Source organism: Streptomyces sp. H27-H5 (assembly GCF_026627505.1).
In the GTDB taxonomy this organism is placed as follows: domain Bacteria; phylum Actinomycetota; class Actinomycetes; order Streptomycetales; family Streptomycetaceae; genus Streptomyces.
Genome location: NZ_JAPNLK010000002.1, coordinates 121,743 through 144,278, shown reverse-complemented (window position 1 = coordinate 144,278; position 22,536 = coordinate 121,743). Strand labels below are relative to the sequence as shown.

Sequence of the window (22,536 nt, the reverse complement as noted above, 5' to 3'; positions counted from 1 at the left end):
TTCCGCCCGCACGATCATGGGAACGTTTGTTCTATTCTCGGTCCGAGCCACCAAGGGAGGCGCACCATGCGCTGGAACCATCTGACCGAGGACACCGGGACCGAGGACCGCCCGGGCACCGGACCCGCCGCGCTCTTCGGGGCGGACTCGGTCGTCACCCGCACCTTCGACACCCCCGAGTTCCGCGGGATCACCTTCCACGAGGTCCGCGCCCGCTCGATCGTGAACCGGGTGCCGGGGGCCTCGCGCATGCCGTTCGAATGGACGGTCAACCCCTACCGGGGCTGCAGCCACGCCTGCGTGTACTGCTTCGCGCGCAAGACCCACGGCTACCTCGACCTCGACACCGGCATCGGCTTCGACTCGCAGATCGTCGTCAAGACCAACGCCCCCGAACTGCTGCGCCGCGAACTCGGCTCGCGCCGCTGGACCGGCGCCCACATCGCCATGGGCACCAACGTCGACTGCTACCAACGGGCCGAGGGCCGCTATCGACTGATGCCGGGCATCATCGAGGCCCTGGGGGAGCACGCCAACCCCTTCTCCGTCCTCACCAAGGGGACCCTGATCCTGCGCGACCTGCCGCTGCTGCGCGCGGCCGCCGAGGTCACCGAGGTCGGGATCTCCGTCTCCGTCGGATTCACCGACACCGCGCTGTGGCGCACCGTCGAACCCGGCACCCCCTCCCCCGCCGCCCGGCTGAACGTCGTACGGACCCTCGCGGACGCCGGCATCGAGTGCGGGGTGCTGATGGCCCCGGTCATCCCCTTCCTCGGGGACTCCCCGGAGCAACTGCGCGACACCGTCCGGGCCGTCGCCGAGGCGGGCGCCACCTCCGTCACACCGCTCGTGCTCCATCTGCGGCCGGGCGCCCGCGAGTGGTTCACGGCCTGGCTGGGGACGCACCACCCGCGGCTGGTGCCCCGCTACGAGCGGCTGTACGCGGGCGGGTCGTACGCGCCCACCTGGTACCAGCGCCGGATCACCCGGCACGTCCACGAACTCGCGGCGGAGTACGGCATCGGCCCCTCCCGCAGGGGCGGGTCCCGCCGGATCCCGACGCCCGAACGGCCGGCCGAGCCGGCGCACGCCGGTCCGACCCAGCTCACCCTCCTGTGATCCCGGACGGCCCCTGAAGGCTCATCACATCGGACCAATCGGCAGCCCAATCCCGCATTCCGGCCTTGGTTTCCGGGACGATTCCGCCCAGAACCCTCGGCTGGGAGGCCCCATGCTGCACCCCGTGACCAAGCGCGGCCCGATGAAGAAGCGCGCCGCCGTCCTGCTGTCGATCTCCACCGTGGCCGCCGCCCTCGCGAGCCCGGTCACCGCCGCCCCGGCGGCCGCCACGGCCCCGACGGCCCCGGCCCTGCGCTGGACCGACTGCAAGACGCCCCGTCATCCCACGCTCCAATGCGCCTCCCTCAAGGTCCCGCTCGACCACGACCGGCCCGCCGGCCGACAGATCGCCCTCGCGCTGACCCGCGTCCCGCACACCTCCGCGACGTCCCGGGGGCCCCTGTTGGTCAACCCCGGCGGCCCCGGCGGCAGCGGGCGCGCCCTCGCCGGGTACATCGCCTCCGCGCTGCCCAAGGACGTGGCCGGCTCGTTCGACGTGATCGGCTTCGACCCGCGCGGCGTGGGCCGGAGCGAGCCCGCCCTGGACTGCGGCGGCGGGCACTTCACCCCTGTGCGTCCCGACTCCGTGCCCCTGGACCGGGCGACCGAGCAGGCCAACCTGGAGCGGGTCAAGGCCTTCGCCGAGTCCTGCCAGACCAGGCACGCGGACGTGCTCCCGTACATCGGCACCGTCTCGGCCGCCCGCGACCTGGAGGTGCTGCGCACGGCGCTCGGCGCACCGAAGCTCAGCTACTTCGGGTACTCCTACGGGACCTACCTGGGCGCCGTGTACGCCCGACTGCACCCGGACCGGGTGGACCGGCTGGTGCTGGACTCCGTCGTGGACCCGGCCGGCGTCTGGTACGAGGACAACCTCGCCCAGGACCAGGCCTTCGACGCCCGCCACAAGGCCTTCCTCGCCTGGGTGGCCCGGTACGACGAGAAGTACCGGCTCGGCACCGACCCGGCCCGGATCGAGGCACGCTGGTACGAGATGCGCGACGCGCTGCGCACGGCGCCGGCGGGCGGCAAGGTGGGTCCCTCCGAACTGGAGGACACCTTCATGCCGGGCGGCTACTACAACGGCTACTGGCCGCACCTCGCCGAGGCCTTCTCCGCGTACGCGGTGGACAAGGACCCCAAGCCGCTGGTGTCGGCGTACGAACGGTTCGGCGCGGTGGAGCCCTCGGCGGGCAACAGCTACAGCGTCTACACCGCGGTGCAGTGCCGGGACTCGGCCTGGCCGCGGAACTGGAACCAGTGGCGCGCCGACATGTGGCGCACGCACGCCAAGGCGCCCTTCATGACCTGGAACAACGCCTGGTACAACGCCCCCTGCGCGTTCTGGCCGACGGAACCCCTGCAGGCCCCGGACGTGACCAACACCGAGCTTCCCCAGGCCCTGCTGTTCCAGGCGACGGAGGACGCGGCGACCCCGTACGAGGGCGCGGTCAGCATGAAGGGCAAGCTCAAGGGCGCGGCCCTGGTGGTCGAGCAGGGCGGCGGCAACCACGGGATCGCCCTGAGCGGCAACAAGTGCCTGGACGAGAAGCTGTCCGCGTACCTGCGCACCGGCAAGGCCGCCGACGCCAACTGCCCCGCGCAGCCCGCACCGACGCCGGCCGCCGTGACGCGCGCGGTCCCGCCCTCGGCGGGCGGGGCGACCCTGCACGGCCTGCTGGGCTTCCGCGGCTGAGCGCCTAGTCTGCCGGCCGCGGGTCCGGGTCCGCCGGGTCGCGGTCCGCCGGTTCCAGTCGACGCAGCGCCTCCGTCGCGGCCACCGCCAGGCGGGGGTGGGACTGGGCGCGGGTGAGGACCTCGCGGGCGCGGGGGTCGGCGAGGGCGCCGAGGCCCTCCACGCACGCCAGGGCGACGCGCCAGTACGGGTCGTGGGGCGAGAGGAGCCGGGACAGCGTGCGGATCAGCGCCGGCGCCGACTCGGGGGCCCGCAGCGCCGCCAACAGTCGGACCGGGTGGAGGGCGTAGGCGGTGCGGAGTTCGTTCGTCGCCAGGGCGGCCGCCGCCCTGGCCGTGCGCGGGTCCCCGAGGACGGCCAGCGCCTGCGCGGCGGCCTCGCAGCGCGGCGGGTCCCGGTGGTTGAGGAGCAGCACCAGTGACTCGAAGGCCCGTCGGTCGCCGGCCAGCCCCAGCCGGTAGGCGGCCAGTTCGCGGGCCCACAGCGGCAGGCCGGCGTGGGTCAGGGAGGCAGCCAGCGCGTCGGGGTCCGCCGCGAGCAGCTCCTCGTAGTCCGCCGACTGCCCCGACTCGGTCCGCAGGCGCTCCAGCACGTCGTTCACCCGGCCAACCCTAGGGCGACGGGGCCGCCGCCACGTCGGGTTCGCCGAGATGTGCGCGCCCCTGATGATCGATGATCGATGATCGGTACATTTGGGCGTTACAGGTCACATCTCCGCGCTCTGGCGCACCAGTTACCGGCGAGTTACTCTCGCTTCAACACGTACGGGGCAGGCCTGGTGACGCAGCCACCCCGTACCAGTCGGTTCAGTACCCAGGTACCCCAGGTACCGCATGTTCGTGATCGGCGTGATCCCCGGGACAGGGTCCGCCGCTCCACGCCCCCGCTTTGGGCATCTCGTGCGGAAATTCCGGTTCGCGTGCCGTGCGGCCGCGCGCCTTCCCTCAGTCGTCACCCTCTTCCACTGGAGTCCCGCGATGGACCTTCCGTCCACGTCCAGTCAGTCCACCCTGCAGACCATCGCCGTCGTCGGCCTCGGCACCATGGGCACCGGCATCGCCGAGATCCTCGCCCGGGCCGGCCGCGAGGTCATCGGCATCGACATCAGCGACGCCGCCACCCGTCGGGCCGGCGCCGCCCTGTCGGCCGCCACGGCCCGCTCCGTCGCCAAGGAGCGGCTGACCGAGGCGGAGCGCGACGGCGTGCTCGCCCGCTTCCGCACCTTCACCGAGTTGAGCGCCGCCGCCGACGCCGACCTGGTGATCGAGGTGGTCCCGGAGGACTACGCGCTCAAGCAGCGACTCTTCCGCGAACTCGACGCGATCGTCCGCCCGGACACGATCCTGGCCACCGGCACCAACGCCCTGTCGGTGACCCGGATGGCGGCCGAGTCCCAGCGCCCCGAGCGGGTCCTGGGCCTGCACTTCTTCAACCCGGCGCCGGCGATGAAGCTCGTCGAGGTGGTCTCGTGCGTGCTCACCTCCCCGACCGCCGTCGAGGCCGTCACCGAGCTGGCCCGCGACCTCGGCAAGCAGCCCGTCGCGGTCGGCGACCGGCCCGGTTTCGTGGCCGACGGCCTGCTCTTCGGCTACCTCAACCAGGCCGCCGCGATGTACGAGTCGAAGTACGCCTCCCGCGAGGACATCGACGCGGCGATGCGGCTCGGCTGCGGCCTGCCCATGGGTCCGCTGGCCCTCCTCGACCTGATCGGCGTGGACACGGCCCGGACCGTCCTGGAGGCCATGTACGCCTCCTCCGGCGACCGGCTGCACGCCCCGGCCCCGATCCTCGGCCAGCTGGCCGAGGCCGGCCTGACCGGGCAGAAGTCCGGGCGCGGGTTCTACACGTACGAGGCGCCGGGCAGCCAGGTCGTCGTCCGTGACCTCCAGACCCCGCTGGACGGTTCCCTGCTCGGCTCGGGCCGTCCGGTCTCCTCGGTCGGCGTGGCCGGTTCGGGGACGATGGCGAGCGGCATCGCGCAGGTCTTCGCGCAGGCCGGGTACGCGGTCGTGCTGGCCGCCCGCAGCCAGGAGAAGGCGGTGGCCGCCAAGGCCGCGATCGGCAAGTCCCTGGGCCGTGCGGTGTCCAAGGGCAGGCTGACCGAGGCGGCGGCCGCCGAGACCATGGAGCGGATCACGCCGGCGGGTTCGCTGGACGCCTTCGCCGAGGTGGACCTGGCCGTGGAGGCCGTCGCGGAGGACCTGGCCGTCAAGCAGGAGCTGTTCGCCGGCCTGGACAAGGTCTGCAAGCCGGGCGCGGTCCTGGCGACCACCACCTCCTCGCTCCCGGTGATCGCGGTGGCGCGGGCGACCTCGCGTCCGCAGGACGTGATCGGCATGCACTTCTTCAACCCGGCTCCCGCGATGAAGCTGGTCGAGGTGGTCCGGACCGTCCTGACGGCCGACGACGTGCACGCCACGGTCCGCGAGGTCTGCGCGAAGGTGCGCAAGCACCCGGTGGACTGCGGGGACCGGGCCGGGTTCATCGTGAACGCGCTGCTGTTCCCGTACCTGAACAACGCGATCAAGATGGTCGAGCAGCACTACGCGAGCCTGGACGACATCGACGCCGCGATGAAGCTGGGCGGCGGCTACCCGATGGGGCCCTTCGAACTCCTCGACGTGGTCGGCCTGGACGTGTCGCTGGCCATTGAGAAGGTCCTGCACAAGGAGTTCCGCGACCCGGGCCTGGCTCCGTCCCCACTGCTGGAGCACCTGGTGGCGGCGGGCTGCCTGGGCCGGAAGACCGGCCGCGGTTTCCGTGAGTACGCCCGCCGGTAAGCCGAGCGCGGACCGGCGGACACCAGAGCCGGATGCGTGGGGAGGGCTGCTCGGGCCTGCCGGACCCTCACGGCAGGCGAGCCCTCCCGACGAGCACTGTGTGCGCAGTGCGGGCCCTCCCCCGCATCCCTCCCCGTCCCACCCCCCTCAGGCGCGCCCCGCTGCGCAAATGAAGTACTTTCGCTCTATGTCCCAGCCCGCCAAGACCTCGCCCCGTGCCGCCGCGACCTCCGACGCCCCGGAGAGCGCGCCCGGCACCAAGGCGGCCGCGCAGCGGCTCAAGATGCGCCGCGAGCTGGCCGCGGCCGCCATGGAGCTGTTCGCCACCAAGGGGTACGAGGCCACGACGGTCGACGAGATCGCCGCGACCGCCGGGGTGGCGCGCCGGACCTTCTTCCGGCACTTCCGCTCCAAGGAAGAGGCGATCTTCCCGGACCACGACGACACCCTGACCCGCGCCGAGGCCGTGCTGGACGTGGCCCCGGCGCACGAGCACCCGCTCGACACGGTGTGCCGCGGGATCAAGGAAGTCATGAAGATGTACGCCGCCTCGCCGGCGGTGTCGGTGGAGCGCTACCGGCTCACCCGCGAGGTGCCGGCGCTGCGGGAGCGGGAGATCGCCTCGGTGGCCCGGTACGAGCGGCTGTTCACGCGCTATCTGCTCGCCCACTTCGACGAGCAGGACCACCACGACGGCAACGACGATCCGCTGCTGGCGGAGGTGGCCGCCTCGGCGGTCGTCACGGCCCACAACCACGTGCTGCGGCGTTGGCTGCGGGCGGGCGGGCAGGGGGACGTGGAGGCGCAGCTGGACCACGCCTTCTCGATCGTGCGCAAGACCTTCGGGTCGGGGATCGGCGCCGGCCGCACCGCGGCGGGCCCGCCCGCCGCGCCGGCGGCGGCCGTCCGCGCGCAGGGCGAGGTGCTGGTGGCGGTGGCCCGCACGGACGCCCCGCTCGACGAGGTCATGCGGACCATCGAAGAGGCCCTCCGGAACAAGCAGGACAGCAAGCAGCAGTAGCGCACGTCGTTCACGCGGGTTACCCGCGTCACAGTGGCCGCTCCCGTTCCGGGGGCGGCCATTTGCGTTTGTCCGGGTTGTCCCTACTCGCGGGTAACACTGATCGATCATCGCTCATCTGCGCAGGTCAAATGGCAAATGAGAGAAAGTTTTGGCACGCGGTGCCTTGCTGAGTGACACGGGGTGCCATACGTTGAATCTCGTCCGGATGTCCCCGCGGTCCACGCCCACTCGGCACGAACCGCGCCCCGGATGCCTGCGTCACCAGGCACCAGCACGCCTCACCACGGGCGTCGCAGCACCACCGCTTCGCCGAACCGACGGCACACACCACACCCGTTCCGCGCACCCGCGTACCCCTCAGCGCACCCTCATCAGCGCTCGCCGGAGGCAACACCGTGAAGGACATTCTGGAAGCCATCCAGTCGCAGGCCGCCACGCCCGCCGACTTCGCGGCCCTGCCGCTCCCCGACTCGTACCGCGCGATCACCGTGCACAAGGACGAGGCGGGGATGTTCGAGGGGCTCACGACCCGTGAGAAGGACCCCCGCAAGTCCCTGCACCTGGACAACGTCCCGGTCCCGGAGCTCGGCCCGGGCGAGGCCCTGGTCGCCGTCATGGCCTCCTCGGTCAACTACAACTCCGTGTGGACCTCGATCTTCGAGCCGGTGTCCACCTTCAGCTTCCTGGAGCGCTACGGGCGCCTGTCGGACCTCAGCAAGCGCCACGACCTGCCGTACCACGTCATCGGCTCCGACCTCGCGGGCGTCGTCCTGCGCACCGGTCCCGGCGTGAACTCCTGGCAGCCCGGCGACGAGGTCGTCGCCCACTGCCTTTCGGTGGAGCTGGAGTCCTCCGACGGCCACAACGACACGATGCTCGACCCCGAGCAGCGCATCTGGGGCTTCGAGACCAACTTCGGCGGCCTGGCGGAGATCGCCCTGGTCAAGTCCAACCAGCTGATGCCCAAGCCCGACCACCTCAGCTGGGAGGAGGCCGCCTCCCCGGGCCTGGTCAACTCCACCGCCTACCGCCAGCTGGTCTCGCGCAACGGCGCCGGCATGAAGCAGGGCGACAACGTCCTGATCTGGGGCGCCAGCGGCGGCCTCGGCTCCTACGCCACCCAGTTCGCGCTGGCCGGCGGGGCCAACCCGATCTGCGTCGTCTCCAGCGACCAGAAGGCGGACATCTGCCGGTCGATGGGCGCGACCGCGATCATCGACCGCAACGCCGAGGGCTACAAGTTCTGGAAGGACGAGCACACCCAGGACCCCAAGGAGTGGAAGCGCTTCGGCAAGCGCATCCGCGAGCTGACCGGCGGCGAGGACATCGACATCGTCTTCGAGCACCCCGGCCGCGAGACCTTCGGCGCGAGCGTCTACGTCACCCGCAAGGGCGGCACCATCACCACCTGCGCCTCGACCTCGGGCTACATGCACGAGTACGACAACCGCTACCTGTGGATGTCGCTCAAGCGCATCATCGGCTCGCACTTCGCGAACTACCGCGAGGCGTGGGAGGCCAACCGCCTGATCTCGAAGGGCAAGATCCACCCCACCCTCTCGAAGGTCTACTCCCTGGAGGAGACCGGCCAGGCCGCCTACGACGTCCACCGCAACCTCCACCAGGGCAAGGTCGGCGTCCTCGCGCTCGCCCCCGAGGAAGGCCTGGGCGTCCGCGACCACGAGCTGCGCGCGACGCACCTCGACGCGATCAACCGCTTCCGTAACGTCTGAGACCGTTCAAGGGCCAAAGGGACAGCCTGAGATGACAGAGCGCCAGAAGGACCGTCCGTGGCTCATGCGGACGTACGCCGGCCACTCCACGGCCGAGGCGTCCAACGAGCTGTACCGCCGCAACCTCGCCAAGGGCCAGACCGGCCTGTCGGTCGCGTTCGACCTGCCGACGCAGACCGGCTACGACCCCGACCACGTCCTCGCCCGCGGCGAGGTGGGCCGGGTCGGGGTCCCGGTCTCCCACCTGGGCGACATGCGGCGGCTGTTCCAGGACATCCCCCTGGAACAGATGAACACCTCGATGACGATCAACGCCACCGCCATGTGGCTGCTGGCGCTCTACCAGGTGGCCGCCGAGGAGCAGGGCGCGGACATCGCCCTGCTCCAGGGCACCACCCAGAACGACATCGTCAAGGAGTACCTCTCGCGCGGGACGCACGTCTTCCCGCCCGGGCCGTCCCTCCGCCTGACGACGGACATGATCGCGTACACGGTCAACCACATCCCGAAGTGGAACCCGATCAACATCTGCTCGTACCACCTCCAGGAGGCCGGGGCCACCCCGGTCCAGGAGATCTCGTACGCGATGTCGACCGCGATCGCCGTGCTGGACTCGGTGCGCGACTCGGGCCAGGTGCCCGAGGAGCGCTTCGGCGAGGTGGTCGCCCGCATCTCCTTCTTCGTGAACGCGGGCGTCCGCTTCATCGAGGAGATGTGCAAGATGCGCGCCTTCGGCCGCATCTGGGACAAGGTCACCCTGGAGCGCTACGGCATCGACAACGCGAAGCAGCGCCGCTTCCGGTACGGCGTCCAGGTCAACTCCCTGGGGCTGACCGAGGCACAGCCGGAGAACAACGTCCAGCGCATCGTGTTGGAGATGCTCGCGGTCACCCTCTCCAAGGACGCCCGCGCCCGCGCCGTGCAGCTACCCGCCTGGAACGAGGCGCTGGGCCTGCCCCGGCCCTGGGACCAGCAGTGGTCGCTGCGCATCCAGCAGGTCCTCGCGCACGAGAGCGACCTTCTGGAGTACGAGGACATCTTCGCGGGCTCGACCGTCATCGAGGCCAAGGTGGACTCGCTGGTGACGGAGTGCCTGGCCGAGATCGACCGGATCGAGGAGATGGGCGGCGCCATGGCGGCCGTCGAGTCGGGCTACCTCAAGTCCCAGCTGGTCTCCTCGCACGCCGAGCGACGGGCCCGGATCGAGGACGGCGAGGACAAGATCGTCGGCGTCAACTGCTTTCAGCAGACCGAGGAGAACCCGCTCACCGCCGACCTGGACGGCGCCATCATGACGGTCGACGGGGCGCTGGAGGCCCAGACCGTCGAGCGCATCGGCCGCTGGAAGGCCGAGCGCCAGGAGTCCTCCGACCGGCAGGGCGGGGGCGACCCGTTCGTCTTCCCCACCGTGCGCCAGTCCCTGGACCGGCTGAAGGACGCCGCCGCCGGGACCGAGAACCTGATGGAGGCCACGCTGGAGTGCGCCCGGGCGGGCGTCACCACCGGCGAGTGGGCCGGCGCGCTGCGCGAGGTGTTCGGCGAGTTCCGCGCCCCGACCGGGGTCTCCTCGGCCCCGGTGGCGGTCACGGCCGAGGCGGGCACCCCGATGGCGCTGGTCCGCGCGAAGGTCTCCCGTACGGCCGACGAGCTGGGCTCCGGCCGGCTGCGGCTGCTGGTCGGCAAGCCCGGCCTGGACGGGCACTCCAACGGCGCGGAGCAGATCGCCGTCCGGGCCCGCGACGCCGGATTCGAGGTGGTCTACCAGGGCATCCGGCTGACGCCCGAGGAGATCTCCTCGGCGGCGCTGGCCGAGGACGTGCACTGCGTGGGACTGTCCATCCTGTCCGGTTCGCACGGCGCCCTCGTCCCCGACGTGCTGGAACGTCTGCGTCTGGCGGGGGCGGGCGACATCCCCGTCATCGTGGGCGGCATCATTCCGAATGCCGACGCGGTGACACTCAAGGCGGCCGGCGTGGCCGCCGTGTTCACCCCCAAGGACTTCGGCATCACGGAGATCATCGGCCGTATCGTCGACGAGATCCGCAAGGCCAACAAGCTCCACCCCCTCGACGACGCCGACATGGTCGACATCGCCGACACAGCTGACATCGCCGAAAGCACGGAGGTCCCCGCATGACCACGCCCACTTCCCCGGTCAACCGGCTCCGGCCGCGCCGCTCCTGCCTCGCGGTGCCGGGTTCCAACCCCCGGTTCCTGGAGAAGGCCCAGGGCCTGCCGGCCGACCAGGTCTTCCTCGACCTGGAGGACGCCTGCGCCCCCCTCGCCAAGGAAGGCGCCCGCCACACGATCGTGGACGCGCTGAACAAGGGCGACTGGACGGGCAAGACCCGGGTCGTGCGTGTCAACGACTGGACCACGCACTGGACGTACCGCGACGTCATCACGGTCGTCGAGGGCGCGGGCCAGAACCTCGACTGCATCATGCTCCCGAAGGTCCAGGACGCGCAGCAGGTCGTGGCGCTGGACCTGCTGCTGACCCAGATCGAGAAGACCATGGGCTTCGAGGTCGGCAAGATCGGCATCGAGGCGCAGATCGAGAACGCCAAGGGCCTGGTGAACGTCGACGAGATCGCCGGCGCCTCCCCCCGGCTGGAGACCATCATCTTCGGCCCCGCCGACTTCATGGCCTCGATCAACATGAAGTCCCTGGTCGTGGGCATGCAGCCGCCCGGGTACGGGGCGGACGCCTACCACTACATCCTGATGCGGATCCTGATGGCGGCCCGCATGCACGACCTCCAGGCGATCGACGGCCCCTTCCTCCAGATCAAGAACGTGGACGGGTACCGCGAGGTCGCCGGCCGCGCGGCCGCCCTCGGCTTCGACGGCAAGTGGGTGCTGCACCCCGGCCAGGTCGACGCCGCCAACGAGGTCTTCTCCCCCTCTCAGGAGGACTACGACCACGCCGAGCTGATCCTCGACGCGTACGACTGGTGCACCTCCGAGGCCGGTGGCAAGAAGGGGTCGGCGATGCTCGGCGACGAGATGATCGACGAGGCCAGCCGCAAGATGGCCCTGGTCATCTCGGGCAAGGGCCGCGCCGCCGGGATGCGTCGCACCACCAAGTTCGAGATCCCGGAGGCCTGATCCCCATGCAGTTCGGACGCACGTACGAAGAGTTCGAGATCGGTGCGGTCTACAAGCACTGGCCCGGAAAAACGGTCACCGAATACGACGACCACCTCTTCTGTCTGCTGACCATGAACCACCACCCGCTCCACATGGACAGCAACTACGCGGAGAACACGACCGACTTCGGCAAGAACGTCGTCGTGGGCAACTACATCTACTCCCTGCTGCTGGGCATGTCGGTCCCCGACGTCTCGGGCAAGGCCATCGCCAACCTGGAGATCGAGTCGCTGCGCCACGTGGCGCCGACCTTCCACGGCGACACCATCTACGGCGAGACCACGGTCCTCGACAAGACCCCGTCGAAGTCGAAGAACGACCGCGGGATCGTCTACGTGGAGACCAAGGGCTACAAGCAGGACGGCACCCTCGTCTGCGTCTTCCGGCGCAAGGTGATGGTTCCGACGGAGACCTACATCAAGGAGCGCGGCGGCGAGCAGCCCGGCCGCCCCACGCTGAAGGAACAGGGGAAGTAGAACCATGAGCCGACTTGCCCAGACCGCCGGCCTGACGGACGACCAGAGGGACATCCTCAAGACCGTCCGGGAGTTCGTCGACAAGGAGATCATCCCGGTCGCGACCGAGCTGGAGCACCGCGACGAGTACCCGCAGCAGATCGTCGACGGTCTCAAGGAGCTCGGCCTGTTCGGCCTGATGATCCCCGAGGAGTACGGCGGCCTGGGTGAGTCGTTGCTCACCTACGCGCTGTGCGTCGAGGAGATCGCGCGGGGCTGGATGTCCGTCTCGGGCATCATCAACACCCACTTCATCGTGGCCTACATGCTCAAGCAGCACGGCACGCAGGAGCAGAAGGACCACTTCCTCCCCCGTATGGCGCTGGGCGAGGTGCGCGGCGCGTTCTCGATGTCCGAGCCCGGGCTCGGCTCGGACGTGTCGGCCATCACCTCGAAGGCGGTGAAGGACGGCGACGAGTACGTCCTGAACGGCCAGAAGATGTGGCTGACGAACGGCGGCACCTCGACGCTGGTGGCCGTTCTGGTCCGAAGTGACGAAGGACACCCCGAAGGCACCGCGCCGCACAAGTCCATGACGACCTTCCTCGTCGAGAAGGAGCCGGGCTTCGGCGAGGTCCGTCCGGGCCTGACGATCCCGGGCAAGATCGACAAGATGGGCTACAAGGGCGTCGACACGACCGAGCTCATCATGGACGGACTGCGCATTCCGGCCAATCGGGTGCTCGGCGGCCAGACCGGCCGAGGGTTTTACCAAATGATGGACGGGGTCGAGGTCGGCCGCGTGAACGTGGCGGCGCGTGGTTGTGGCGTCGCCCAGCGTGCGTTCGAGCTGGGTGTCTCTTATGCCCAACAACGTCACACTTTCGGCAAGGCGATCGCCGAACACCAGGCCATCCAGTTCAAGCTCGCCGAGATGGCCACCAAGGTCGAAGCGGCCCATGCGATGATGGTCAATGCAGCACGCAAAAAGGACTCTGGGGAACGAAACGACCTCGAAGCAGGGATGGCGAAGTACCTCGCCTCCGAGTACTGCAAGGAGGTCGTGGAGGACGCCTTCCGTATCCACGGCGGATACGGCTTCTCGAAGGAGTACGAGATCGAGCGCCTCTACCGCGAAGCCCCGATGCTGCTCATCGGTGAAGGTACGGCCGAGATCCAGAAAATGATCATCGGGCGACGCCTTCTCGAGGAGTACCGACTCCAGGGCTGAAAGTCCCTTTCGTGGGGAATCGCCCAAAGGTTCCTCATGAAAGAGTCACTACCTGTGACCGACTTACGGCCATCGACTCGGCTTCTGGCTTGCCCAGTTGTTGCGCGCAACCGATAGCATTCCAGTAAAGCCGCCGTCCCGTCCCCCCGTTTGCGGCGCGGCAATCACCCGCTACGAAGGTCATCCATGCCCCACAGCCAAACCTCTGCACCTCGCGTCGGCCTCCTCGGTGGACGTCTCGCACGCGGAGCATCGCCGTGGCTTCTGCCGACCGTCGCCACCGCGGCCCTCAGCCTCGCCCGGGCGCGCAAGTCCGGGCGCTGGGCCGCGGCGGCCGTGCCCGCCACCGCGCTCGCCGCGGGCATGCTGTGGTTCTTCCGCGACCCCGAGCGTGAGATCACGCAGGGTCGGGTCATCTCCCCCGCCGACGGTGTGGTGCAGAGCATCATGCCGTGGAAGGACGGACGGACCCGCGTCGCGATCTTCATGAGCCCGTTGAACGTCCACGTCAACCGCGCGCCCCTGGCGGGCACGGTGACGTCCGTGGAGCACATCCCCGGCGGGTTCGTCCCGGCGTTCAACAAGGAGAGCGAGAACAACGAGCGCGTCGTCTGGCACTTCGACACCGAGCTCGGCGACATCGAGATGGTGCAGATCGCCGGCGCGGTCGCGCGTCGGATCGTCCCGTACCTGCCGGCCGGCACCAAGGTGGAGCAGGGCGAACGCATCGGTCTGATCCGCTTCGGATCCCGCGTCGACATCTACCTCCCCGAGGGTGTCGAGGTCGCGGTCGAGGTCGGTCAGGCCACCACCGCGGGGGTGACCCGAATTGACCGTGACTGACCCTGAGACTCCTGCCACAGGCTGGGTGCCGGAGGCCAAGGAGGAGGACGCCGAGGACATGCCGCTCTCCCTGCGGCTGTCGATAGCGGACACCCTCACCCTCGGCAACGCCACCTGCGGCTTCATGGCGGTGTACTTCACCACCACCGGGATCCTGATCCCGCACCTCACCGGCAGCGGTGAGTCGGGCATGGCCCGCAGCAGCGCCGCGACGGCCGTGATACTGATGCTGCTCGCCGCGGTCTTCGACCTCTTCGACGGCATCGTGGCCCGCAAGCTGCGCAGCTCGCCGATGGGCGCGGAGCTGGACAACCTGTCCGACCTGATCAGCTTCGGGCTGGCGCCCGCGTACTTCGTCCTCGTCTACGGCATGGTCGCCGACGACGCGGTCCAGAAGATGTCGGCGCTGGCGGCGATCGTGGTGCTGCTGGCCGTGGTGCTGCGGCTCGCGAGATTCAGCTGCGTGACGATGAAGGACGGCATGTTCCAGGGCATGCCGAGCCCCTTCGGCGCGCTGACCGTCGTCTCGATCGTGCTGCTGGAGCTGCCGTTCGTCCCGACGCTGCTGGCGATCGTCGGGGTGGCCTGGCTGATGGTGAGCCGGGTCGAGTACCCCAAGCCGCGGGGTGTCCTCGCGGTGGCGATGCTGAGCTGGATCGTCGCGGCGATGGGGCTGCTGGCCGCCTGGGCGTTCGACGCCCCCGGTGGTCAGCTGCTGCTGCAGACCGGCTGCGCGCTGCAGATCGCCATGGCGGCGACCATCCCGCTGTTCGCGACGACCCGTCGTGCGAACACGTTCCGCCACAACCGGCGCGAGGCACGGGCCACGCAGGCCCCGTAGGCTCCACGCCGTGAAGCTGTCCGAGAAGGGCCCCCGATGCCGCACAGGCGCCCGGGGGCCCTTCTCGTGTCCCCGGGGGCCTGGCGGGCCCGTGGAGGGCCTTCCCGGGGCCGCCGGGCCCATCGGTCGGGGCCTGACCCCGAGGGCGCGGGGGCTTGCGGGGTCCGGAGCCTGCGGGACGGGGGCGGGCGTAACCTTGATGTCGGAAAACCGCCAGCCCCGCCTCGTCCGCACCGGGATCCTGGAGCCATGTACACCGACACCGAACGCTGTGTCAGGGCCGTGCAGTCGAAGGACGCCCGCTTCGACGGCTGGTTCTTCACCGCCGTCCTCACCACCCGGATCTACTGCCGCCCCAGCTGCCCGGCCGTGCCGCCCAAGGTCGCGAACATGTCGTTCCTGCCCAGCGCGGCCGCCTGCCAGCAGGCCGGCTTCCGGGCCTGCAAGCGGTGTCGACCCGACACCTCCCCCGGGTCCCCCGAGTGGAACGCCCGCGCCGACGCCGTCGCCCGGGCCATGCGGCTCATCCAGGACGGGGTCGTCGACCGCGAGGGCGTGCCGGGGCTGGCCACCCGCCTCGGCTACTCGACCCGGCAGGTGGAGCGGCAGCTCAACGCCGAGCTGGGGGCGGGGCCGCTGGCCCTGGCCCGGGCCCAGCGGGCGCAGACCGCGCGGCTGCTGATCGAGACCTCGGAGCTGCCCATGGCCGACGTCGCCTTCGCCGCCGGGTTCTCCTCGATCCGGACCTTCAACGACACCGTCCGCGAGGTCTTCGCCCTCTCCCCCAGCGAGCTGCGGACCCGCGGCGAGAAGGCCCACCGCAACAAGCCGCGGATCCCGGGGACCATAAGCCTGCGGCTGCCGTACCGGTCCCCGCTCAACCCCGACAACCTCTTCGGCCACCTCGCCGCGACCGCCGTGCCCGGGGTCGAGGAATGGCGGGCCGGCGCCTACCGCCGGACCCTGCGCCTGCCGTACGGCACCGGCGTGGTCGCGCTCACCCCGCAGCCCGACCACATCGGCTGCCAGCTGGCCCTGACCGACCTGCGCGACCTCACCCTCGCGATCAGCCGCTGCCGTCGCCTCCTCGACCTGGACGCCGACCCCGAGGCGATCGACGAGCAGCTGCGCGCCGACCCGCTGCTGGCGCCGCTCGTGGACAAGGCTCCCGGGCGCCGGGTGCCCGGTACCGTCGACGCGGCCGAGTTCGCCGTACGGGCGGTCCTCGGGCAGCAGGTGTCCACCGCGGCGGCCCGTACGCACGCGGCCCGGCTGGTCGTCGCGCACGGCGAGCCGGTGGCCGATCCCGATCCGGCGGGCGGGTTGACGCACCTGTTCCCCTCCCCGCAGGCGCTGGCCGGGCTGGACCCGGAGTCCCTGGCCCTGCCGCGCAGCCGCCGTACGACGCTGACCACGCTCGTGGCGGCGCTGGCGGACGGTTCGCTGCCGCTCGGCATCGACAGCGACTGGGAACGCGCCCGGGCGCGCCTCGGCGAGCTGCCCGGGTTCGGTCCGTGGACCACCGAGGTCATCGCGATGCGGGCGCTGGGCGACCCGGACGCGTTCCTGCCGTCGGACCTGGGGGTCCGGCGGGCGGCGCGGGGTCTCGGTCTCCCGTGGACGCCCGCGGCGCTGACCGCCCGGGCGGCCGGCTGGCGGCCCTGGCGCGCGTACGCCGTGCAGTACCTGTGGGCCACCGAGGACCACGCCATCAACCACCTGCCCGTCTGAAGGAGCCCGACCGTCATGACCAGCAAGCAGCACACCGTCGTCGCGAGCCCCCACGGCCCGCTGACGCTCGTCGCCACCGACGGCGTCCTGAGCGGCCTGTACATGGTCGGGCAGCGGCACCGACCGGCCGAGGAGTCCTTCGGGGAGCGGGTCGAGGAGAGCGAGGCGCCGTTCCCCGAGGTGGTGCGACAGTTGACCGCGTACTTCGCCGGGGAGCTGAGCGAGTTCACCCTGCCGCTGCGCATGGAGGGCACCGAGTTCCAGCGCAGTGTGTGGGAGCAGCTGGTGCGCATCCCGTACGGCGAGACCTGGTCGTACGGGCAGCTCGCGGACAAGCTGGGCAAGCCGGGTGCCTCGCGCGCGGTGGGCCTGGCGAACGGCAGGAACCCGATCGGCATCATCGTGCCCTGCCACCGCGTCATCGGGGCCTCGGGGGGCATGACGGGCTACGGCGGCGGGGTGGAACGCAAGGTGAAACTGCTGGCCTTCGAGTCCGGCGCGCCCACCCAGGAGGAACTGGCCTGATCCGGCCCGATCCCGAAGGCGGGCCCCACAGCACTAGATGACGACCAGGGGCACCAGCAGGGCGAAGCCGGCGCCGGCTTCCACCGCGTAGGCGTACAGCGAGGGGTGTTGGACGGGGGCGGCGAGCAGCACCACGCTCTGCTGTTCCCCGGCCGCGGCCACCCACGCGGCGTCGGCGCCCAGTTTGCCCTGGTACCAGCCTTCGCAGGCGCCAGGTCCGGTGACGGCGAGGAGGTCGTCCTCGCGGCGGTAGAAGGCCTGCCAGCCCTCGGCGGGGGTCGACCAGCCCTCGAAGTCGCCGAACTCGGCCCATCCGCCGTCGCGTATCGCGCCGTCGAACATCCAGACCGGGGTCCCCTCGGCGGTGAACTCGCCGCTGGACTGGTCGTCGGTGGTGAAGTGGACCATGGGGAGGGCGTCGGGCCCGTCGGCCGTGCTGGGCCAGGCGTACATCGTGATCATTCGCTGAATTCTGTCCTGGTCGAAGTAGGCCTGGTGTAACGGGACTATGCGGTCGCCGGGCGGCGGCCGTTCTCCAGCTCTGCGGTGCTCTCGCCCGACTCCAGCACGCGGTGGGCCTCTTGGGTGCGCAGGCCGAGCGATCCGAGCAGGTGGGTGGTGAGTTCGGCGGGCTCGACCAGCTTCCAGGAGACCAGTTCCTCCTCCTGGAGCCTGATCGAGGCCAGTTGTCCGGCGTCCAGCACGCCCCCGTCGTAGACGTACGCCACGATCGGCGGGCGGTCGGGGCCCACGCTCCAGTCGACGGCGAGCAGTCTGCCGAGCGTGACGTCGAGTCCGATCTCCTCGGCGCTCTCGCGGCGGGCCGCCGTGCGCGGGGACTCGCCGGTGTCCGACTCGATGGTGCCGCCCGGCAGGGCCCAGCCCGCGCGGTAGTTCGGCTCGACGAGGAGCACCCGTCCCTCGGCGTCGCGGAAGAGCGCGGCGGCGCCGGCCAGCACCCGGGGCAGGCTCGCGATGTAGGTGGCGTAGGCATCGGTGGTGGTCACGCCCGCAACCCTACCCAGCCGCCGCCGGGTGTGTGGATCACGTACCGGAGGCGCCGTCCTCGCCGTCCGTGCGGTCCCGCCCCTTGGACTCGGCGACCCGCTTGAGCCGGTGGTGGCCGGCCCGGCCCTGTCCGGTGACGGCGTCGCCGACCATCGCCTTGACGGCGTCGCGCATCCCGTGGAGCGCGTGCGTGCGGGCGGGGCCCGCGCCGGGGTCTTCGCGCAGTTCCCTCACCAGGGCCCAGCAGAGCAGCAACATGACGACGACGAAGGGCAGTGCGACCAGGATGGTCGCGGTCTGAAGGGATTTCAGGCCGCCCGCGAGGAGCAGCGCGGCGGCCACGCCGGCCATCAGGATGCCCCAGGTGACGACCAGCCAGGTGGGCGGGTTCAGGGAGCCGCGGCTGGTGAGCGAGCCCATGACCAGGGAGGCGGAGTCGGCGCTGGTGACGAAGTACGTCATGACCAGGACCATCGCCACCCAGGAGGTGACGGTGCCCAGCGGCAGCGCGTCGAGCATCGCGAAGAGCGACGCCTCCACGCCCTCCCGGACCTTGCCGGCGAGGTCGGCGGCGCCGGTGGATTCGAGCCGGATGGCGGTGCCGCCCATCACGCAGAACCAGACGACGGTGGCGCCGCTGGGCACCAGCAGCACGCCGATGAGGAACTCGCGGATGGTGCGGCCGCGCGAGATGCGGGCGATGAAGGTGCCGACGAACGGGGCCCAGGAGAGCCACCACGCCCAGTAGAAGATGGTCCACGCGCCGAGCCACGTGCTGTCGGTGAAGGCGCCGGTCCCGGTCGCCAGGGGCAGCAGTTCGTGCAGGTAGCTGCCGACGCTCGCCGGGATGACGTCGAGGATGTAGACGGTCGGGCCGAGGACGAAGACGAAGAGCATGAGCACGGCGGCGAGTACGAGGTTGATGGTGCTCAGCCACTTCACGCCCTTGTGCAGGCCGGAGAAGGCTGAGAGCACGAAGGCAGCCGACAGCGAGCCGATGATGATCAGCTGGACGGTGATCGTGTCCTCGACGCCGGCGGTGAGGTCGAGCCCCTCGGCCACCTGGAGCGCGCCGAGGCCGAGGCTGGTCGCGGTGCCGAAGACCGTGGCGAAGACGGCGAGCAGGTCGATGGTCCTGCCGAGCGGTCCGGCGGCCCGCCGCTCGCCGATCAGCGGGACGAAGGCGGAGCTGAGCCGGTTGCCGCGACCCTTGCGGAAGGTCGCGTAGGCCAGGGCGAGGCCCGCGATGCCGTAGATGGCCCAGGGGGTCAGGGTCCAGTGGAAGAAGGAGTAGTCGAGGGCCGCGCGGGCGGCGGCGCCGGTCCCCGGGGCCGCCCCGGAGGCGGGTGGCGGGTGCAGGAAGTGGGTGAGCGGCTCTCCCACGCCGTAGAACATCAGGCCGATGCCCATGCCGGCGCTGAACATCATCGCGATCCAGGACAGGTTCGTGAACTCGGGCTCGGAGTCGTCGGCGCCGAGCCTGATCCGGCCGAACCGGCCGAGGGCGAGGACGACGCACATGACGAGGAAGACGTCGGCGGCGATCACGAACAGCCAGGCGAAGTTGCCCAGCACCCAGGCGAGCGCCGTGCTCGACGCGGTGTCGAAGGAGTCCTTGCCGAACACCGCCCACGCCACGACGGCGAGCACGGCGAGCACTCCGATCGCGACCACCTGGAGGTCGGGAGTACCGCCCCCCGGGTCGTCCGGACCCTCGCCCGGGGGATCCGGACGTGGCTGTTCCAGCGAATCGGCGCTCATGCGGCCACACTATGCAGGCGTATATACCTATTTAGGGCGATGGCGCGCCGGGTGTGGCCCAGGCCACCCATGGGCATAGGAGGATCCTCCGGATACGCTCATGGGGGCGCGACTGCACTGTTCGATAGCAAGGGATTAGCAAGGTGACGGACGGAGCAGTAACTGAGACCGCGCGCGTGCTCATCGCCGCGGACAAATTCAAGGGCTCGCTCACGGCCGTGCAGGTCGCGGAGCGGGTGACGGCGGGCCTTCGCAGCGCCGTCCCGGGCGTGGAGATCGAGACCCTCCCCGTCGCGGACGGCGGCGACGGTACGGTCGCGGCCGCCGTGGCGGCCGGTTTCGAACGCCGGGAGGTACGGGTCACCGGACCCCTCGGTGACCAGGTCACGGCTGCTTTCGCGCTGCGCGACGGAACCGCGGTGGTCGAGATGGCGGAGGCCTCCGGGCTCCAGCTGCTGCCTTCGGGCGTGTTCGCCGCGCTGACGGCGACCACGTACGGATCGGGCGAGCTGCTGAAGGCGGCGCTGGACGCGGGCGCCCGCTCGATCGTGTTCGGCGTGGGCGGCAGCGCCACCACCGACGGCGGCGCGGGCATGCTCGCGGCGCTGGGCGCGGTGTTCCTGGATGCGAACGGCGAACCCGTCGGTCCCGGCGGCGGCGCCCTGGCGTCACTGGCCTCGGCGGACCTGTCCGGCGTCGACCCGCGCTTCGCGGACGTGGACTTCGTCCTCGCCAGCGACGTGGACAACCCGCTGACGGGCCCGAAGGGCGCGCCTGCGGTCTACGGCCCGCAGAAGGGCGCGTCGCCCGAGGACGTGGCGACGCTCGACGCGGCGCTGGCGCACTTCGCGGTCGTGCTGGAGAAGTCGATCGGCCCGAAGGCCGCCGAGTGCGCGGTGTTGCCGGGCGCGGGCGGCGCGGGCGGCATCGGCTACGGGGCGCTGCTCCTCGGTGCGACGTTCCGTCCCGGCATCGAGCTGATGCTGGAGGTGCTCGGCTTCGCGCCGGCCCTGGAGCGGGCCACGCTGGTCATCACCGGTGAGGGTTCGCTGGACGAGCAGACCCTGCACGGCAAGGCCCCGGCCGGGGTGGCGGCTGCGGCGCGCGCGGCGGGCAAGGAGGTCGTCGCGGTGTGCGGGCGGCTGCTGCTGGAGCAGGAGGCCCTCCAGGCCGCCGGCATCCGGCGGGCGTACCCGCTGACGGAGATCGAGCCGGACCCCGCGAAGTGCATCGCGAACGCCGGTCCCCTGCTGGAGCGGGTCGCGGCCAACATCGCCGCCGACGTGCTCTGACGCCTGCGAGACACGCCCGAGGCCCGGTCCCCGACGTAGGGGGCCGGGCCTCGGGCGTGCCCGGGGTCGGGGTCGGGGGCCGGGAGCCCGAACAATGCGGTACCGGCCGGTCGGGCGCGACTGGTAGGCAGGGGCCGTGACCACACTGCTGACCGCGCGACTGCTGCTCGCGCCCCTGGACCGGGCCTCGGCCGAACACCTCGCGTCCGGGACGCCCCGGCCCGACGACCGGTGGGGGCCCGGGTACCCGGACGCCGCGGACCGGGCGGGGGCGGGGCGGTTCCTGCGCCTGCTCGCCGAGCACGGCGATCCGGGGCCGTTCGGCGCGTACGAGATCCGGCGCCGCGACGACGGCGTCGCGATCGGCGGGGCCGGGTTCCACGGGCCCGCGAACGCCGCCGGACGGGTCACCGTCGGCTTCGGGCTGATCCCCGCGGCCCGGGGACGCGGTCATGCCGCCGAGGCGCTGCGCGCCCTGCTGGACCACGCCCGCGCGCACGGCGCCCGCGGGGTGGACGGGGACACCGACCGGGAGAACACGGCATCCCGGCGGGTGATGGCCGCCGCCGGGATGCGGTTCCTGCGGGAGGACGACCGGCTGCGGTACTACGCGGTGACCTGGGCCGATCGCTGACCCCACCGGCCCGGGACAAGCCCGCGCCCCGGCTACGCGGTGACCGCGCCGCGGGCCGCGGAGAGGAGCCGGGCGGTGGTGGTCACGCGGGCGAAACCGCCGCCGTGGAGGTTGACGGCCGTGGCGGTGGTCAGCGCGTCGGCGGTCAGGCGCAGACCGTCCGGGCCTTCGAGGTCGAAGGTGTGCGTGGCGTCGAGGGGGACGAGCACGTCGTAGCCGAGGTTGCCGCCGATCCGGGCGGTGGTCTCGACGCACATGTTCGTCTGGATCCCGACGACGACGAACGCGCCGATGCCCTGCGCGTCGAGCCACCGCGCCAGGTCCGGGGTGCCGTGGAACGAGGAGTTCACCGTCTTGGTGACCAGCAGGGCGGCCGAGTGCCGGCGGTCCTGTACGAAGTCCTTGAACGCGTGGCCCGGGTGGTCCTCGGCCAGGACGGAACCGGAGAGGACCGAGGTGTGCCGGACCAGGACCACGGGGCGGCCCGTCTCCTGCCAGGCGTCCATGAGGGCGGCGATGTTGGCCTCCGCCTCCGGGTTGTTCCGCGGGCCCCAGAAGGACCCGTCGTCGAAGCCCCGCTGGACGTCGACGACGACCAGGGCGGTGTTGTCGGCGATCTCGATCGCGGGGTCGTTCGGGTTCGGGTTCTCGTTCGTCGTCATGGCCTCATCCTGTGCGGCGGGCGCCGGACCCGACAGGGGCGGCGCGGACCC

General features: G+C 71.1%; 20 protein-coding genes. 15 read left to right on the top strand and 5 right to left on the bottom strand.

Translation table 11 applies throughout. From position 1 onward, the window contains the following. Nucleotides 1-66 precede the first annotated feature (66 nt). Entirely contained in the window at nucleotides 67-1,119 is a 1,053-nt protein-coding gene (locus OTB19_RS01600; RefSeq protein WP_267796092.1) for an Rv2578c family radical SAM protein, read from the top strand. A gap of 142 nt (nucleotides 1,120-1,261) precedes the next feature. Further along, nucleotides 1,262-2,815: an alpha/beta hydrolase gene (locus tag OTB19_RS01595; RefSeq protein WP_267796130.1), complete on the top strand. Its 1,554-nt coding sequence runs from the start codon at nucleotides 1,262-1,264 to the stop codon at nucleotides 2,813-2,815. 4 nt (nucleotides 2,816-2,819) lie between these two features. Here OTB19_RS01595 and OTB19_RS01590 read toward each other — a convergent pair whose 3' ends face one another. After that, the gene (locus tag OTB19_RS01590) at nucleotides 2,820-3,416 is read right to left on the bottom strand and encodes a HEAT repeat domain-containing protein (RefSeq protein ID WP_267796091.1); all 597 of its coding nucleotides are present in this window, start codon (nucleotides 3,414-3,416) and stop codon (nucleotides 2,820-2,822) included. Nucleotides 3,417-3,792: 376 nt separating this feature from the next. Between OTB19_RS01590 and OTB19_RS01585 the strand changes: the two genes are divergently transcribed. From OTB19_RS01585 to OTB19_RS01535, 11 genes are all read left to right on the top strand, one after another. Continuing rightward, nucleotides 3,793-5,595, top strand: coding sequence for a 3-hydroxyacyl-CoA dehydrogenase family protein (locus OTB19_RS01585; RefSeq protein ID WP_267796090.1), 1,803 nt, complete (start codon nucleotides 3,793-3,795; stop codon nucleotides 5,593-5,595). 187 nt (nucleotides 5,596-5,782) lie between these two features. Then, nucleotides 5,783-6,616, top strand: coding sequence for a TetR family transcriptional regulator (locus tag OTB19_RS01580; RefSeq protein WP_267796089.1), 834 nt, complete (start codon nucleotides 5,783-5,785; stop codon nucleotides 6,614-6,616). A gap of 398 nt (nucleotides 6,617-7,014) precedes the next feature. Next, nucleotides 7,015-8,352, top strand: coding sequence for a crotonyl-CoA carboxylase/reductase (gene ccrA / locus OTB19_RS01575; RefSeq protein ID WP_053681712.1), 1,338 nt, complete (start codon nucleotides 7,015-7,017; stop codon nucleotides 8,350-8,352). 31 nt (nucleotides 8,353-8,383) lie between these two features. Beyond that, nucleotides 8,384-10,489, top strand: a complete 2,106-nt coding sequence (locus OTB19_RS01570; protein WP_267796088.1) for a protein meaA — start codon at nucleotides 8,384-8,386, stop codon at nucleotides 10,487-10,489. After that, nucleotides 10,486-11,460, top strand: coding sequence for an HpcH/HpaI aldolase/citrate lyase family protein (locus tag OTB19_RS01565; RefSeq protein ID WP_267796087.1), 975 nt, complete (start codon nucleotides 10,486-10,488; stop codon nucleotides 11,458-11,460). The genes OTB19_RS01570 and OTB19_RS01565 overlap by 4 nt, the downstream gene beginning before the upstream one ends. 5 nt (nucleotides 11,461-11,465) lie before the next feature. Then, nucleotides 11,466-11,978 (top strand): MaoC family dehydratase, encoded by a 513-nt coding sequence (locus OTB19_RS01560; protein ID WP_053681718.1) that lies wholly within the window; start codon nucleotides 11,466-11,468, stop codon nucleotides 11,976-11,978. Between the two features lie 4 nt (nucleotides 11,979-11,982). Next, nucleotides 11,983-13,188: an acyl-CoA dehydrogenase family protein gene (locus OTB19_RS01555; RefSeq protein WP_267796086.1), complete on the top strand. Its 1,206-nt coding sequence runs from the start codon at nucleotides 11,983-11,985 to the stop codon at nucleotides 13,186-13,188. Nucleotides 13,189-13,374: 186 nt separating this feature from the next. After that, nucleotides 13,375-14,031 (top strand): phosphatidylserine decarboxylase, encoded by a 657-nt coding sequence (locus OTB19_RS01550; RefSeq protein WP_267796085.1) that lies wholly within the window; start codon nucleotides 13,375-13,377, stop codon nucleotides 14,029-14,031. 58 nt (nucleotides 14,032-14,089) lie between these two features. Further along, nucleotides 14,090-14,872, top strand: coding sequence for a CDP-diacylglycerol--serine O-phosphatidyltransferase (gene pssA / locus OTB19_RS01545; RefSeq protein ID WP_371591609.1), 783 nt, complete (start codon nucleotides 14,090-14,092; stop codon nucleotides 14,870-14,872). 249 nt (nucleotides 14,873-15,121) lie between these two features. Continuing rightward, entirely contained in the window at nucleotides 15,122-16,603 is a 1,482-nt protein-coding gene (locus OTB19_RS01540; protein ID WP_267796084.1) for an AlkA N-terminal domain-containing protein, read from the top strand. Nucleotides 16,604-16,618: 15 nt separating this feature from the next. Beyond that, a complete protein-coding gene (locus OTB19_RS01535) occupies nucleotides 16,619-17,128 on the top strand; it encodes a methylated-DNA--[protein]-cysteine S-methyltransferase (RefSeq protein ID WP_267796083.1) in 510 nt (169 codons plus the stop codon). A 33-nt stretch (nucleotides 17,129-17,161) separates the two neighbouring features. Here OTB19_RS01535 and OTB19_RS01530 read toward each other — a convergent pair whose 3' ends face one another. Genes OTB19_RS01530 through OTB19_RS01520 form a run of 3 tightly spaced genes read right to left on the bottom strand, consistent with a single transcriptional unit; the run spans nucleotide 17,162 to nucleotide 19,897 of the window. After that, nucleotides 17,162-17,590, bottom strand: coding sequence for a hypothetical protein (locus OTB19_RS01530; RefSeq protein WP_267796082.1), 429 nt, complete (start codon nucleotides 17,588-17,590; stop codon nucleotides 17,162-17,164). Between the two features lie 44 nt (nucleotides 17,591-17,634). Next, complete coding sequence (locus tag OTB19_RS01525) at nucleotides 17,635-18,135, bottom strand: NUDIX domain-containing protein (RefSeq protein WP_267796081.1); 501 nt, start codon at nucleotides 18,133-18,135, stop codon at nucleotides 17,635-17,637. 37 nt (nucleotides 18,136-18,172) lie between these two features. Next, complete coding sequence (locus tag OTB19_RS01520; RefSeq protein WP_267796080.1) at nucleotides 18,173-19,897, bottom strand: BCCT family transporter; 1,725 nt, start codon at nucleotides 19,895-19,897, stop codon at nucleotides 18,173-18,175. Between the two features lie 143 nt (nucleotides 19,898-20,040). Here OTB19_RS01520 and OTB19_RS01515 point away from each other — a divergent pair, with 143 nt between their 5' ends. Both OTB19_RS01515 and OTB19_RS01510 read left to right on the top strand, forming a co-directional pair. Beyond that, complete coding sequence (locus tag OTB19_RS01515; protein WP_267796079.1) at nucleotides 20,041-21,189, top strand: glycerate kinase; 1,149 nt, start codon at nucleotides 20,041-20,043, stop codon at nucleotides 21,187-21,189. Between the two features lie 136 nt (nucleotides 21,190-21,325). Further along, a complete protein-coding gene (locus OTB19_RS01510) occupies nucleotides 21,326-21,823 on the top strand; it encodes a GNAT family N-acetyltransferase (RefSeq protein WP_267796078.1) in 498 nt (165 codons plus the stop codon). 32 nt (nucleotides 21,824-21,855) lie between these two features. Here the strand turns inward: OTB19_RS01510 and OTB19_RS01505 are convergent, their stop codons facing one another. Next, entirely contained in the window at nucleotides 21,856-22,485 is a 630-nt protein-coding gene (locus OTB19_RS01505) for a cysteine hydrolase family protein (protein ID WP_267796077.1), read from the bottom strand. Between the last annotated feature and the right edge of the window lie 51 nt (nucleotides 22,486-22,536).

Bases quoted from the DNA above. Each gene is read 5' to 3' on its own strand.
- OTB19_RS01600 (WP_267796092.1), top strand. From the start codon at position 67: ATGCGCTGGAACCATCTGACCGAGGACACCGGGACCGAGGACCGCCCG.
- OTB19_RS01595 (WP_267796130.1), top strand. From the start codon at position 1,262: ATGAAGAAGCGCGCCGCCGTCCTGCTGTCGATCTCCACCGTGGCCGCC.
- OTB19_RS01585 (WP_267796090.1), top strand. From the start codon at position 3,793: ATGGACCTTCCGTCCACGTCCAGTCAGTCCACCCTGCAGACCATCGCC.
- OTB19_RS01580 (WP_267796089.1), top strand. From the start codon at position 5,783: ATGTCCCAGCCCGCCAAGACCTCGCCCCGTGCCGCCGCGACCTCCGAC.
- OTB19_RS01570 (WP_267796088.1), top strand. From the start codon at position 8,384: ATGACAGAGCGCCAGAAGGACCGTCCGTGGCTCATGCGGACGTACGCC.
- OTB19_RS01565 (WP_267796087.1), top strand. From the start codon at position 10,486: ATGACCACGCCCACTTCCCCGGTCAACCGGCTCCGGCCGCGCCGCTCC.
- OTB19_RS01560 (WP_053681718.1), top strand. From the start codon at position 11,466: ATGCAGTTCGGACGCACGTACGAAGAGTTCGAGATCGGTGCGGTCTAC.
- OTB19_RS01555 (WP_267796086.1), top strand. From the start codon at position 11,983: ATGAGCCGACTTGCCCAGACCGCCGGCCTGACGGACGACCAGAGGGAC.
- OTB19_RS01550 (WP_267796085.1), top strand. From the start codon at position 13,375: ATGCCCCACAGCCAAACCTCTGCACCTCGCGTCGGCCTCCTCGGTGGA.
- pssA (WP_371591609.1), top strand. From the start codon at position 14,090: ATGCCGCTCTCCCTGCGGCTGTCGATAGCGGACACCCTCACCCTCGGC.
- OTB19_RS01540 (WP_267796084.1), top strand. From the start codon at position 15,122: ATGTACACCGACACCGAACGCTGTGTCAGGGCCGTGCAGTCGAAGGAC.
- OTB19_RS01535 (WP_267796083.1), top strand. From the start codon at position 16,619: ATGACCAGCAAGCAGCACACCGTCGTCGCGAGCCCCCACGGCCCGCTG.
- OTB19_RS01530 (WP_267796082.1), bottom strand. From the start codon at position 17,590: ATGATCACGATGTACGCCTGGCCCAGCACGGCCGACGGGCCCGACGCC.
- OTB19_RS01520 (WP_267796080.1), bottom strand. From the start codon at position 19,897: ATGAGCGCCGATTCGCTGGAACAGCCACGTCCGGATCCCCCGGGCGAG.
- OTB19_RS01505 (WP_267796077.1), bottom strand. From the start codon at position 22,485: ATGACGACGAACGAGAACCCGAACCCGAACGACCCCGCGATCGAGATC.